We start from the raw sequence: 14,107 nt of genomic DNA on the forward strand, positions 1-14,107 counted from the left end.
CTCCCTCAGGTGCACCATTTGCTCATTTTGCATCTCGCCTTGACTTAAAATCGCGCTTGATTTATGTGGTTTTCGTTCTGGCACGGTGTTACATTTCATTCTCACACGGTAGAAGTCACTGGTTCGAATCCAGTAACGCCCATTTAGTTTGAAGCGTACTTTCTCCTTGCAACTCATTTCGCACACCAGTACATTTTGAAATGTTCTATTTATCCAGGAGCGTTTCATGGCTGGTAAAGTCCGTGTAGCAATTGTCGGCTTGGGTTTCGGCGCGGAATTCATTCCCATTTATCAGGATCATCCTGATGCTGAAATGTATGCCATCTGCCGGCGCGACAAGGCGGCACTTGAAGCGTGTGGCAACCAGTTCGGTGTCGCCAAACGCTATAGCAGCTACGATGAATTGCTCAAAGACCCCAATATTGATGCTGTTCACATCAACAGCCCTATTCCAGATCATGCCCGCCAATCCATCGCGGCTCTAAACGCCGGCAAACATGTGGCCTGCACCGTACCAATGGGTGTCTCCATCGAAGAGTGCAAACAGGTAGTGGAAGCCCAACGGAAGTCGGGCAAGGTCTACATGATGATGGAAACAGTCGTCTATAGCAGGGAATACCTCTTTGCCAAAGACTTGTACGACCGTGGTGTGCTGGGGCGCATCCAGTTCCTTCGAGGCAGTCATCAACAGGATATGGACGGCTGGCCTGAATACTGGCCTGGCCTGCCTCCCATGTGGTATGCCACCCATTGCGTCAGTCCCTGTCTGGCCATCCTCAGCGACCCTGCAAAGAACCAGGTAGCCATGGCTGAGAGTGTAGTCTGTCACGGCTCAGGCCGCATCCGCGACGAACTGATCAAGAAGTACAACAGCCCGTTCGCCATCGAGACAGCAACATTCAAGATCAAAAGCAGCGACGTGGCCGCAGAAGTCACCCGCAGCCTGTTCGACACCGCTCGCCAATACCGCGAAAGTTTCGATGTCACTGGCAGCAACGTCAGCTTCGAATGGCAACAAGTGGAAGGGGAAGAACCAGTACTGCACATGCGTGGCTTGCCTGAACCGCAAATCCCCCGCCGGGTGAAAGTGCCAGATTTCGCAGGCAGATTGCCCGAAGGTATTCGCAAGTTCACCGGTGCCATTCACGATGCTACTCATCTCAGCTTCCTGCAAGGCGCAGGTCACGGCGGCAGTCATCCGCATTTGGCACACAACTTCCTGATGGCTGTGCTAGGCAAACAATCTGCCTTCCCCGACGCTCCGACAAGTGCCAACTGGACCATGGTAGGCATCTGCGCTCATGATTCCGCGATGAAAGGCGGCGCCAGGGTCGAAATTCCGCAATTATAACAAGAGCCGCGCACGAAGTAAGCGGTTGCATTTTAATGAGTTGATCGAATGGAATAGGTTGACATGCTAATGCTTCGTCAACCTCAATGATTGTCGAGACTGTGAAATGTCAGACTGTTTGACCTATGCATTTGGCCTAATACTTCTTGCCGTTTTTTTGTTAATGAACTGGTTTGATCATAAGCAAACTGTTCGCAAAAAAGAACAATTTGCAGAGTTGGTTTCAAGTAGGGAAGAGTGTAAGCAGGAATTGGCTCTTGTTGACCGTGTAATGCAGGTAGTTGCAATGGTAGCAGAAGATGCAACGGGCATTCCGGTACAGCCAGACCAACTGCGGCTGGAAGATTGTCTCGACAGCGACTTGCAGTTGGGCCTTGATTCCCTTTCCTTTTTCAACCTGGAAGCTGAACTATCCAGGGAGTTTGGCATCCACTTCAAGCTGCCGGGGCGGATGATAACGGAACCAACCATCGGCATATTGGTCCTACGGGTGGAGGAGTTGGTGCAGAAGGGAAATACGGGGAATGTATGAGCAAAAAGAAGCCTGCTGCCGGACTCCTCATCCCCGCCAAGCGTCAGGTGTATTCTTTCGACACCGTCGAAAGAATTGGTTCAATCCTATGGAGATGGCTATTCCGTTCCAAACCTATCCCGCATGTTGCAATTTGCTGAACGCTTTCCAGACTCTATGATTATCTCGACACTGTCGAGACGATTGGGCTGGAGCCATTTTTTCGAAATAATCCCCCACTTAGACTGAGACAGAGTGGAGATTCCTCACTTGTAGTCGAGATTGGACTGATGAGATGGAAAACCTGGATGTCATGGGCCTTTTGCCTGTTAGGCCTGGCTGCTCCCATAGTCATCATGGGCTGGCAAATAGTTGATATGCCAGTCTTCATGTTGTTTTTGTGCTTTCTGCCCTATGTAATTGTTGCTGCTACTTCTTGGGCTGTTCGCTCTGATGCTCAATCATCATGGATTGCACTGATAGTTTCTTTTCTGGTGTCTGGCATCGGTGTGGGAAGCTGGCTGTTATCGGAGCATCTGAGGGCTTGGGGAGGAGCCTTCATTGCACTGTTCTTTTTTATGCCTATTATTCAATTTCTTGTCTGGTTTGCCGGTGCGATCATTTCAGGACGACGAAATGTAATCAAAATTTGAAACATAGTGAGTTGAATGGAACTTCTATCTAATTTTCTACTACCGCCCCGTTCCCAGCAGCGTCTTGATACTACCTAGTATCGCTTCTTTATCAGGCACCTTGGTCGTCACCACATTCTGATGTGCCCCCGATATTCCTTCGATGTGCTCCATGAACTCGCCTGAGCCATACGGACTTTCCACCTGGGCATAACCAAAAAGATTCAGTTTAGGCAGCAATCGTTCTCGCAGGATTGCCAGGCATTTTTCGTTATCGTCACCCCAGTTGTCGCCATCAGAGAAATGGAATGCGTAGACATTCCATTCACTGGCAGGAAACCGCTTGGTGATGATCTTGTCTGCCAGGTCGTAAGCGGTGCTGATCTTGGTCCCGCCACTTTCGCGAGTGTGGTAAAACGTATGCTCATCCACTTCCTTGGCTGCTGCATCGTGAATGATGTAAACCTGTTCGATGCCCTTGTAGTGAGCACGAATCCAGGTATCGATCCAGAATGCCTGGATGCGGACGATCTCTTTCTGCTGATCGGTCATGCTGCCTGAAACATCCATCATGTAAACCAGACAAGCAACACTTTGAGGCAAATGAACCGGTTTCGCAGAACGATACTGCTTGTCTTCCTTGATGGGTATGATGCGGGGATCACCCGGGTTATAGGAACCAGAACTGATTTCCCGGCGTAACGCTTTCTTGTAGGTGCGTTTGAAGTGTCGAAGCGATTCCGGGCCAACCGGCCTCACACCAGAATACTTGTCACTACTGGTGACAATGTTCTTCTTGCCCTTAGGCTCAATGCGAGGCAAAGCGAGTTCTTCACCGAGAATGTCAGCCAGTTCTTCAAGCGACATTTCCACTTCGAGGATATGTCCACCCGGGCTGTCACCTGCCTGGTTGCCATCAGCGTCCTGATCGGGTGATGTAAGAGGCTGGCCAGGCTGACCCTGTCCCTGGCCAACACCACCGGAGCCTTTGGAGCCAAACCGGAATTGAGGAATTTCAATCTGGGGCAAGGGAATGCTGACGAGGTCTTTGCCTTTCTTCCCAATCATCTCACCGCGCGTGATGTACTTGCCGAGGTTCGACTTAACCTTACCCCGAACGATTTTGCGAAACCGCTGTACATCACGATCGATTTTCTGGCTCATTCACGCTCCTGGTTACTTCTTCGTCTGGCCTCGTGCAAAGATACTGGCCACATACGTCAGCACATCCGTTGCTGATTCATCATTGTAGCCGAAGTCGCGGATAAGCCGACCTTTCACCACATCAATCTTCTCCTGCGTTGCCTTATCCACGACATTGCTCACCAGGCTGGTCAGCTTGATCGTATCCTTCTGATCTTCAAACAGCTTGAGCTCCAGTGCCTTCTGCAAACGTTCATTGGTCTTGTAATCGAACTTCTTGCCATCAATGGCAAGAGCGCCAATGTAGTTCATGATTTCCCTGCGGAAATCATCCTTGCGGCCTTCGGGAATCTCAATCTTTTCTTCAATTGACCGCATCAGTCGTTCATCGGGTTCCTCGTAGGCGCCGGTGTACTTGTTACGCACCTTTTCCCTCTGGGTATAAGCTTTCACATTGTCAATGTAGTTGCCGCACAGACGGGTAAGTGCTTCTTCATCTGCTGCAATCGCCCGCTGCACTTCGTTCTTGACAACGTCTTCATACTCCAGCTTCACTTCGGAAAGGAGTTCACGGTAATGTTGCCGCTGCTCCTCATTAGTGATGAGGGCATGATGCCTGAGTCCCGTTTCCAGTTCATGCATAACCATGAACGGATTAACACAGGTGCTTTCAGAATAAGCGACCAATGCATTGCTGATCTTGTCCTGAATATAACGCGGGCTGATGCCGAGCATGCCTTCGTGGGTTGCTTCTCGCTTAAGTTCAATGACATTGTCTTCAGTGAAGCCCGGCAATGTTTTGCCGTTGTAGAGCTTCATCTTCTGCATCAGCGTCAGGTTGGCATGCTTGGGAGTCTGCATGCGAGTCAGCACCGCCCACATCGCTGCCACTTCAATGGTATGCGGAGCAATGTGCTTGCCTCGTACTTTGTCCTTGTTGAAGTCCTTCTCGTAAATCTTCACTTCATCCTTCAGACGAGTGACGTAAGGCACATCAATTTTAACTGTACGATCCCGCAAGGCCTCCATGAACTCATTGTTCTGCAGCCGCCGGTATTCTGGTTCGTTCGTGTGTCCCAGAATCACTTCATCGATATCCGTTTGGGCAAACTTCTTCGGCTTGATCTTGTGTTCCTGCGAAGCGCCGAGCAGATCGTAGAGGAACGCGACATCGAGCTTGAGCACTTCGATGAATTCCACCAGGCCACGGTTGGCAATGTTCAGTTCACCATCGAAGTTGAATGCACGTGGATCACTGTCGGATCCATATTCCGCAATCTTGCGGTAATTGATATCGCCGGTGAGTTCTGTTGCATCCTGGTTCTTTTCATCTTTGGGCTGGAATGTGCCGATGCCAATACGATCCTGCTCAGAAAGCACTAGGCGATAGACTTTCACTTCTTCCTGCAGCATTTTCACCCAGTCGCCATCATATTTGCGCAGCCGTTCCTTGAATTCATAACGGCTATAAGGCGATAGATCGCCTCGAATCTGTATGGCGTAGCCATGATTGTCCTTGCGATTGGCATTGAGCGTTTCGAGCATAGCAGCCCGGTGTTCGGGTGGAATCAGGCACAGCGGCTCACCGTGCATGGGGTCTTTCGCCCAGGTGCCGTCGGAATTTTTCCAACTGAAGCTGAACAGCATGCCACCATCCGAGCGGGAATATTCCTCCAGGCCCCGTTTGAGCAATCGGGCAATAGTGCTCTTGGCGGAACCTACCGGCCCATGCAGCAATATGACACGTCTTTCGGTGCCATAGCCCAGCGCTGCCGATTTGAACACATTCACCAGTTGCGACAGGGTGCGATCGAGGCCATAGATGGCATCGCCATGCTTGCTGGCGAACTCCGTAAAGAACTTGTAGCGGAACAGCTTATCCTTGTTCTCGTAGTATTCCTCGGTGCCATGCGACATGATCATGTCGAACAGCCGCTGATAGGCGGAACGGGTCACCTCAGGCTGTTGCCTGACAATATCCAGATAATCTTCAAACGAACCTTCCCAATGGATCTTCCGGTACTCGGTCAGATCTTGCGATTGACGTAACTGGTTCAAGAGATCGCGTGCGCTGGTCGTCATGGTTTCCTCCCTGCAATTCTGGCATGGCCCCTGGTGAAGATCACCCTGCTGCCAGTCTGGTTCACATGTCAAAGAAGTTCAGGTCAACGAAAGGGATATGCTTGAGAATGAATGTTTCGTGCCTGGGAACCAAGGGCGGTATACAACCTGCCCCTGTTGGTTTATTGTACCCTTCCACCACTTCGCATAGTGGAAGAATTTTCTTCGATGATGTCTTTTTAGTGAGTGGAGGTAGCATCACCGCTAACCGCTTATTCTGTCAAGAGATGTTTTGCTGCAGGCACATCATTTCCCCTGCATTGATCTTGGCGCGCAAGCTCATCCTCCGGTATCGTCTGCTACCTTGAAGCACAGCAGAATGGAGTCTTATCGTGCGAAACCTGATCTTTTTGCTCTTTCTTGGTACCGTCATCTTCCTCGTCGCAGGATGGATTCTCGATTGGTACGACATCAACAGCGTCAAAAACAGTAATGGCAAGACCAGCATCCAGTTCGATATCGATCGAGACAAGATCAAAGAAGACTGGAACAAAGGCAGCAAGAAGCTCAACGATACGTGGCAGCAGATTCAGGATGAGAAACCGAAGACCAACCAGAATACCAGTACCACTTTGAAACCGAGCGGTTCCTGATCTTCTCAGTTCCATACTGGCTATTCAATCAGACCGGCAGCGAGAGATGCTCTGCCGGTTCTTTCATTGAAAATGGGTATAGTCTGCCTTTCCATGCTGCCAGTTCACAGAATTTCCGAAAAACTGAAGGAACGATTGGCCCAAACTCAGTTCATCATCTACCATGCCCTGTAGATATCTGTTGGTGTCAGTAAAAAACTGATTGCGACGTGCGAATGCCTCTTCCCGAACAGACCAGAAACCTGCTCGCCGCTGCCCGTATGCTTTACCAGAGCACGCGGGCTGAAGCCGTTTTGCTGCTAACCGAGCATAATCTGGATTGGGATGAAGTCATCGAAGAGCTGGATGGCGCTAAACTCCTGATCGCTCCCATGAACCGGCAAATTGAACGTATCCTGCAGGATCATGTTGGTCTGAAGCTTTTGCCGATCGATTTCCGCCCCGTTCCCATGCGTGAACGCTTGAGCCTGGCTTTGCTCGAAGCCTTGACCATGGAACAGCTTAGTCAGGGTTCCAATGTCATTGCTGTCTACAATGGCATCGAATCGGAAGATGCCCGCGACCCGGTCGACAGTATCAGCGTGATCTATCTGGGTGATCATCTGGAACGTCTCTCCGCCCGCGAACTGCGCAAGCTCGATACCCAGGTGCCACTCGAAACCCTTAAGGCTGTTGTTGACCTCGCAACGGATATTGGTCGCGAAGGCCGTGAAGGCAAACCCGTTGGCACCCTCTTGGTTGTGGGCGATACCCGCAAGGTCATGTCTCTTTCCCGCGTTATCGGCTTTGATCCTGTCAAAGGCTACAGTCGCAAGGAACGGAACCTGCGTGATAAGCGGGTGCGGGAAAGCATGAAGGAAATCGCCAAGCTTGATGGCGCCATCATCGTCAATAAGGATGGCACCGTCGAGGCAGCTGCCCGATTCATCACAGGCCAGGCTGAAGGTATCACTCTCAGCAAAGGTCTGGGCAGCAGGCACTGGTCAGCCGCAGCCATCTCCAAACGTACGCATGCCATCGCGGTGGTCGTCAGCGAATCGACCGGCGTAGTACGTGTCTTTCAGAATGGTGAAGTGGTGCTGCACATTGCCCCCCACTCCCGCCCCATCCTTTGGCGAAACCTGACTAGCGAAACGCAGGCTGAAAACAACACTGCGACCACGATGGACACCACCTGGCGGGCCGGTTGGACTGCCGATTAAATCTGCTACTTGATCACCTGCGTATAATATCTGTCACCAAATGAACAAACGCCAGCAGGTTGCATGATGAAAACCCTGATTGCCATCCCCGTGTACAACGAAGTCAAGATGATCAGCACCGTGCTGGCGGAAGTTCGCAAATACGCCAACGATATTCTGGTCATCAACGATGGCTCGTCCGATGGCTCACGCGATGTGCTGCTTCAGGAAAAAGGCCTCCACCTGATCGATCATCGCACCAACCTGGGTTATGGTGCAGCCCTGCGATCAGCGTTCGGGTTCGCCCAGGCTCATGATTACGATGTGCTGGTGACCATGGATTCCGATGGCCAGCATGAAGCCGAACGCATCCCCGTGCTTCTCGAAGCCCTCACCACCGAAGTCGATCTCGTTTCAGGCAGCCGGTATCTGCGTACCTTCCGCGAGAACACGTTGCCACCAGCAGATCGCCGACGCATCAACTTCCAACTGACTGCTTACCTTAATCAGCGGCTCGGCCTGAACCTGACCGATAGTTTCTGTGGCTTCAAGGCCTACCGTGTGAAACAGCTTCGTAAATTCCACATCACCGAAAATGGCTATGGTATGCCCCTTCAAGTATGGGTGCAAGCAGCCAACCTGGGGCTGCGCATCACCGAAGTGGCGGTGCCGTTGGTCTACCTAGATGCTACCCGCAGTTTTGGCGGCGGACTGGATGATGCCGAAAAACGATTGGCCTACTACCAGAGCGTGATTGAAACAGAACTGAACCGCCTGCACCAGGAACTTCCCGATGTTCTGGAAGGGCTGGATGTATGAGTAATCCCCGCTGGCGAGCGCCCAGTGAGGATGGAGCCGTTCTCTGCGTGCCCGAATATCATCAGTTGCCGAATCTGGTAGCGCAGAATCAACAGGCCATTTCTGACATTAATGTTTCGATCGGTGGTCGACCGTACCACGAAGCGAGACAACTCGCCTGGGAAAGTTTGCAACAGACCACAACCCAGTGGGCCGAATGGGCAGGTGTCGCTCAAACACCGCTACGTCGACCCTTGCTCATGACAGGCCATCAGCCTGAACTCTATCACCCCGGCGTGTGGGCCAAGAATGTTGGCATCCATCTGCTTACCCATCAACTGGCAGGCAGCGGACTCAACCTCAATGTCGATAGCGATGTCTCTAAAACTACCAATCTGAAAGTCCCGATCAGCCAGACTGAGAAACACGATCAACAACTGGCATATGGTCCGCCTCATCCACCGCTGCCTTATGAAGATTGGCAATGTCATGATGAAACCGCATTCGCCCAGGTTAGCGAACACATTGCGGAAGCATCCAGGAAATGGCCCTGGAAACCGGTGTTCCCGGAGTTCTGGAAAGGCGTACTGCAGCAGACCAAGCGCACCAGCAATATCCCCAACCGCTGGCTGTTGGCCAGACACCAGTGGGAAAGGCAGCATGAAATCGCTAACCATGAAATCCTGATGAGCCAGTGGTGCACGACTCCCTTTTTCCGCTGGCTGCTCTCCGTCTTCATTGCCGATGCTGACCATTTCGCCAGTGTCTACAACCAGGAACTGGAACGCTATCGCAAAGAACATCGCATCCGCAGCGCCAACCACCCCGTAGCTGATTTGAAACACTCAACGGACCTCGTCGAACTCCCCTTCTGGGCCTGGCAAGAAGGCACCCATCAACGATGCCGATTGTGTATCCGAAAACAGAATAACGCGCTAGAACTGATCGCACTCCAAGGCGCCCACGAAACCCTCATCACGAATTTATCCTCAGGACTCAGCACTCAGGACTCTGCACTTATTCCTGAGCACTTAGGATGGAAATTCCGCCCCAAAGCCCTCATCACTTCGATGATGTTTCGCCTTTTCGTTGCAGACCTCTTCGTGCATGGCATAGGCGGAGCGGTTTACGATGAACTAACGGACCGTATCTTCCAGCGTTTCTGGAAAGTGAAGCTGCCTAGTTTTGCCGTGATGACTGCAACACTTCGATTGCCCTGGGGCTACGTACCACTGCGTGAACCACAGATTCGAGAAGTGAAACACGACCTGCGCACGCTCCACTGGAACCCCGACCGCTGGCTGAAAACGCCCTACACACCAGAAGAGCAAGCACTGATTCAACAAAAGATGCGCCTGCTACTGCAACCCACCACGCCAGAGAAACTCAAAGCCCGGCATGACCAGTTGCAAAACATCCGCGAAACACTGCATCATAGTGTCGAACCTTTGGAGCAGAAGAAATATCAGCAGTTAGACCAGCTGCAGCATCAACTCAAACACGACGACCACCTTTTCAGCCGCGAACATCCGTGGGTCTTCTACCCCCAGGAACTACTGCTAAAATTACGCGATAGATTTGCTTGAATCATTTAGCCATGGTTGAAAGCAGTGCCACCAACTACCGTATCGAAGAAAAATTCCTTAGCGGCCAGTAGACCCAGATGGCTTGGCCCAGCAGTAGGCGTTCGGGCACCTGGCCCCAGAAGCGGCTGTCCTGGCTGGCCTGGCTGTTATCCCCCAGCATGAAATACTCATCAGCATTGAACCGATCGCTCGGGTGATCCTTATCCACTTCAGGATAAAAGACAGGCTGCCCCATCGTGCCGTTGCGGTTCTCCCACTGCACACTATTGGGATAATACGCCAGCCAGGCACTGCGGCGTTGCGTGTTCAAGTTGCCTTGCCGAGCGAGTTGCTTGAAATCTTCAAAAGTTACCGCCATGGCGTCAGCACTCACCATGGCATCCTGCAGGCTGCGGTCGCGGGAATAGTAAATATCCCGCCAGATGCTCAGCTTGCGAAGCACCGTCTTGGCATTCTGCACGCCTACCGACACCGGCAGGAAGTCGCTCACTCGCGGTCCCATGTCAGCTTCCTGTGGCTCATTGAATTCGATGCCATCGCCAAAGATCAGCTTCGAGCCTACCCAGAGCGTCAACCGTTGGTCAAAGTTGGCAAACCGCACCAGGTGCTTGCCCGTTTTGTTCAGAGGAGTGCTGCCTGGATGCCTGCTAATTTCTTTACCATCCTTAAAAAGGGTCACGATGCATTCGCCACTATCTAGCTTGAACAATGCTTCTGCACGGTACACGCCCTTGTTAAGTTGAAACGTGATTTGCCCCTGGCTTTCGAGCACTTCCACTTCAGTTTCGACCATCAGATCGCCTACCCAGTCGAGCGGGAACCGACCTTCCAGATGGTTGTAAGCCAGGAAGTCAGAGATCAGATGCGGCCCTTTGATGTGGGGTGCACCTGCAGCAAACCCACCCGCACGAGTGGGTTCAAACCGATGCACGTAACGCAGCCATTGCGTATCTCCAGCCTGGGCCTTGCTCGACCAGACGGTGCCATTGCTGCTCGATTCCCAACTTGGTGAAGACGGCGTTTCGAGTTGTTCATTCAGCGGCGCCCAGGCAGTAGTCAATGGCTGAGCGAATTGTGGATTGAGCAGATCGTTGTTGTTGACAATCCGCCGCATGTGCAGCATCTTGTCGGGGGCCTTGCGGATGATCTTCAGTTTGTCGTTTTCCACGAGGTAGACATCGCCACCCCAGATGGCCAGCTTTTCGCCAGGCAGCCCCCACAGCCGCTTGATGTAGTTGTACGCGCCGAAATCCTTCTGCGGCCCCTGCGGATATTTGAACACCACCGTATCGTGTCGGGCAGGCTTGAACATGTCGTAGATGGGCTTCAGCACCAGAACCTTATCGCCACCATCCACCGAATCGGCCGGGTTGGAAATAACATACTGGCAGTTCGGGCAGCAGCCTTCGAGCTTCAGAATCTTGCGGCCACCATCGCCCTGCACCTGTTCCAGATGTTGTCCGGAATTGGAAGCATTGACCGTATATTTCTGCTTGCATCGCGGGCACTGCAGATGCATATGGTCACCGAGCAGCGTCGTTGCCATCGAGCCAGTGGGAATGACATAGGCTTCTGCGACAAACGCTTTCAGCATCAGCACCAGGAAAACGACGAACGAAACTGTTTCGAAGGTTTCCCGCCAGCCATCACGCACTTCTTCGTACAAAGGCTTGTCTTGCGGAGGCACCGCGTCATTGGTTTGTCGATAGGGCTGCACTAAAGTACCTGGGGTGAGTGGCTGATCATTGGAACTGGACATGCAAACCTCATGAATCTGACTGCATTATTCCGATTCGAGCACCGCCAGGAACGCTTCCTGCGGTATCTCCACCTGGCCTACCTGTTTCATTCGCTTCTTGCCCTTAGCCTGTTTAGCCCAGAGCTTCTTTTTACGGCTGATATCGCCGCCATAACACTTGGCGGTCACGTTCTTCCGCATCGCCGTGATCGTTTCGCGGGCAATGATGCGTCCGCCAATGGCTGCCTGGATGGCAATTTCAAACTGATGGCGATCTATTTCGGATCGTAACTTCTTGACCAAGGCTCGTCCACGCCGTTCAGCAAAGGCCCGGTGCACAATAGTGGAAAGGGCATCAACCGGATTGCCATGCACCAGCACATCCATCTTCACCAGGTCAGCCGACTGGTAGCCAATGACATCATAATCCATGGTACCATAGCCATGCGTGACCGATTTCAGCCGGTCATAGAGATCGTAAATCACTTCCGCCAGAGGCATATCGAAAACGAGTATGGCCCGCTTGGGGCTTAGGTATTCCGTGCGGACATAAGTGCCCCGGCGTTCATTACACATCTGCATCAGGTCGCCAATGTTCTCGGCAGGCAGAATGAAGCTAATGCGGACAATCGGCTCGCGGAATTCTTCAATCTGGCCAGTATCGGGCACGGCTTGCGGGTTATCGACCGTGATCACTTCCCCCGTCTTCTTTAGAATTTCGTAAGTCACATTCGGGGCAGTGTGAACCAGTTCAAGTCCGCTGTCTCGTTCGATGCGCTGCTGAATAATTTCGCGATGCAACATACCGAGGAAGCCGCAGCGGAAGCCAAAGCCAAGTCCTTCACTGGTTTCGGGCAGGAAGGTGAAACTCGAATCATTCAGACTTAATTTTTCAAGAGACTCACGAAGGTCTTCAAACTCGCTGCTATCCACCGGGTACAGACCGCTGAAGACCATCGGCTTGGGTGATTTGTAACCAGCCAGCGGAGTGGTGGTAGGTTTCAGGGCATCAGTTACGGTGTCACCAATGCGGACATCCCGCAGGTTGCGGATGTTGGCAGTGAAGTAACCCACCTGGCCACAATGCAGGCTCTGGACTGCAGTGGCCTTGGGGCGGAACTGACCGATTTCCTGCACCACGTATTCCTGCGAACCTGCCATCAGTTTCACTTTCTGGCCAGGCTTCAGTTCGCCTTCGATCAGACGAATATAGACAACCACACCCTTGTACGAATCAAAGTGGCTGTTGTAGACCAGGGCTTTGAGCGGCTCTGCAAATGCTGCTTCTTCACTCTGTTCACTGCCTATTACTTTGGTGAGCGGATTAGGCACACGCTCAATAATCGCCTGGATAAGTTCTTCAATACCCAGCCCGGCCTTCGCCGAAACCTTGAGTACCTCCTCGCCGAAGATACCCAGAGAATGTTCCATCTCACTGATGACTTCATCGGTACGGGCGTAAGGCAAATCAATCTTGTTGACCACCGGAATGATGGTCAGCCCAGCTTCCAAAGCGAGCAGGGCATTGTGCACTGTCTGGGCCTGCACACCCTGGAAGGCATCGACCAGCAGAATAGCGCCTTCGCAAGCAGCCAGGCTGCGAGAGACTTCGTAATTGAAATCGACGTGACCGGGCGTGTCGATCAGGTTCAGTTCGTACTTGATGCCATTGAGTTCATAAAAGATGGTGACCGGGTGCATCTGGATCGTGATCCCCCGTTCCTGTTCCAGGTCCATGGCGTCGAGCACCTGGTTACGAAAATCCCGTTCACTGATGGCATTGCACTTGAGCAGAAACTGGTCTGCCAGCGTGCTTTTGCCATGATCAATGTGAGCGATGATGCAGAAATTGCGTATGAGTTTCGGCGGGGTCATAGGCCTCGTCGAGAGTTCCTTCAATGAGTGATGTATCGTATTGTCGGGTATATTCTTATGGTTAAAGGGGGGTATTCACAAGACCCCACAGTAGACGCGGCTTCCAGCCGCGTCAGCAATGGTGAGAGTCCACACTACAGCCCAGTAACGTTTTCGAAAGTAGTACCTCCACGAGCGATTGCAGAAGCGGCAAGATGCCGCTTCTACTAGAGAGTAGTCACTTCACTTTCTGTCTCTCAGAATGCCACGCCCCTCCTGCCAAACCGCCAATTATCAGGCCCAGAATAGCGGCAAAGGGCAAACACATCTGAAGAAAAAAGACGCCCGTAGTGTACGCAACATCCCAATTGGCTGGCGATTGCGCAAATTCACTTACGTAACAGGCGCTGAAAATAAAGATCGTGACAATGACGCAGACCGCGACTGCCCCCAAAAAACTGCTCAAACATACAATTCTCAGTGTTGTCATTATCAGAAATTGCTTATTGTTTTGGTTTAACTTTCTCTTGATAGGTTTCGTAATAGCCTAACATGCCACCGAAGAAACCAATGCACGCTGATATGGGAACAAAAGTGCG

Annotated in this window: 12 protein-coding genes; 8 read left to right on the plus strand and 4 right to left on the minus strand. The window is 52.0% G+C overall.

Translation table 11 applies throughout. The annotated features are described in order from the left end of the window. Nucleotides 1–226 precede the first annotated feature (226 nt). The 4 genes from JNJ77_20165 (at nt 227) to JNJ77_20180 (ending at nt 2,515) form a co-directional block, all read left to right on the plus strand. Nucleotides 227–1,351, plus strand: coding sequence for a Gfo/Idh/MocA family oxidoreductase (locus JNJ77_20165; protein ID MBL8824913.1), 1,125 nt, complete (start codon nt 227–229; stop codon nt 1,349–1,351). Between the two features lie 106 nt (nt 1,352–1,457). Then, entirely contained in the window at nt 1,458–1,883 is a 426-nt protein-coding gene (locus JNJ77_20170; protein ID MBL8824914.1) for a hypothetical protein, read from the plus strand. A gap of 75 nt (nt 1,884–1,958) precedes the next feature. Next, nucleotides 1,959–2,111, plus strand: a complete 153-nt coding sequence (locus JNJ77_20175; GenBank protein MBL8824915.1) for a hypothetical protein — start codon at nt 1,959–1,961, stop codon at nt 2,109–2,111. A gap of 107 nt (nt 2,112–2,218) precedes the next feature. Next, the gene (locus tag JNJ77_20180) at nt 2,219–2,515 is read left to right on the plus strand and encodes a hypothetical protein (GenBank protein ID MBL8824916.1); all 297 of its coding nucleotides are present in this window, start codon (nt 2,219–2,221) and stop codon (nt 2,513–2,515) included. A gap of 39 nt (nt 2,516–2,554) precedes the next feature. On the opposite strand, the gene JNJ77_20185 is transcribed toward JNJ77_20180, so the two are convergent. Then, complete coding sequence (locus tag JNJ77_20185) at nt 2,555–3,658, minus strand: DUF444 family protein (protein MBL8824917.1); 1,104 nt, start codon at nt 3,656–3,658, stop codon at nt 2,555–2,557. A gap of 12 nt (nt 3,659–3,670) precedes the next feature. Next, nucleotides 3,671–5,719, minus strand: a complete 2,049-nt coding sequence (locus JNJ77_20190) for a serine protein kinase (GenBank protein ID MBL8824918.1) — start codon at nt 5,717–5,719, stop codon at nt 3,671–3,673. A gap of 371 nt (nt 5,720–6,090) precedes the next feature. Here JNJ77_20190 and JNJ77_20195 point away from each other — a divergent pair, with 371 nt between their 5' ends. The 4 genes from JNJ77_20195 (at nt 6,091) to JNJ77_20210 (ending at nt 9,916) form a co-directional block, all read left to right on the plus strand. Then, nucleotides 6,091–6,351 carry a hypothetical protein gene (locus tag JNJ77_20195; protein ID MBL8824919.1) on the plus strand — a complete coding sequence of 87 codons (261 nt, stop codon included), beginning with the start codon at nt 6,091–6,093 and terminating at the stop codon, nt 6,349–6,351. 209 nt (nt 6,352–6,560) lie between these two features. Next, nucleotides 6,561–7,553, plus strand: coding sequence for a DNA integrity scanning protein DisA nucleotide-binding domain protein (locus JNJ77_20200; GenBank protein ID MBL8824920.1), 993 nt, complete (start codon nt 6,561–6,563; stop codon nt 7,551–7,553). Nucleotides 7,554–7,619: 66 nt separating this feature from the next. Then, nucleotides 7,620–8,351, plus strand: coding sequence for a glycosyltransferase family 2 protein (locus JNJ77_20205; protein MBL8824921.1), 732 nt, complete (start codon nt 7,620–7,622; stop codon nt 8,349–8,351). Then, nucleotides 8,348–9,916 (plus strand): hypothetical protein, encoded by a 1,569-nt coding sequence (locus JNJ77_20210; GenBank protein ID MBL8824922.1) that lies wholly within the window; start codon nt 8,348–8,350, stop codon nt 9,914–9,916. Before JNJ77_20205 ends, JNJ77_20210 begins: the two co-directional genes overlap by 4 nt. A 34-nt stretch (nt 9,917–9,950) precedes the next feature. On the opposite strand, the gene JNJ77_20215 is transcribed toward JNJ77_20210, so the two are convergent. After that, nucleotides 9,951–11,675 (minus strand): hypothetical protein, encoded by a 1,725-nt coding sequence (locus tag JNJ77_20215; GenBank protein MBL8824923.1) that lies wholly within the window; start codon nt 11,673–11,675, stop codon nt 9,951–9,953. 24 nt (nt 11,676–11,699) lie between these two features. After that, on the minus strand, nt 11,700–13,529 hold the full coding sequence (lepA, locus tag JNJ77_20220) for an elongation factor 4 (GenBank protein MBL8824924.1): 1,830 nt from the start codon (nt 13,527–13,529) through the stop codon (nt 11,700–11,702). Nucleotides 13,530–14,107 lie beyond the last annotated feature (578 nt).

Source organism: Planctomycetia bacterium (assembly GCA_016795155.1).
Classification (GTDB): Bacteria; Planctomycetota; Planctomycetia; order Gemmatales; family HRBIN36; genus JAEUIE01.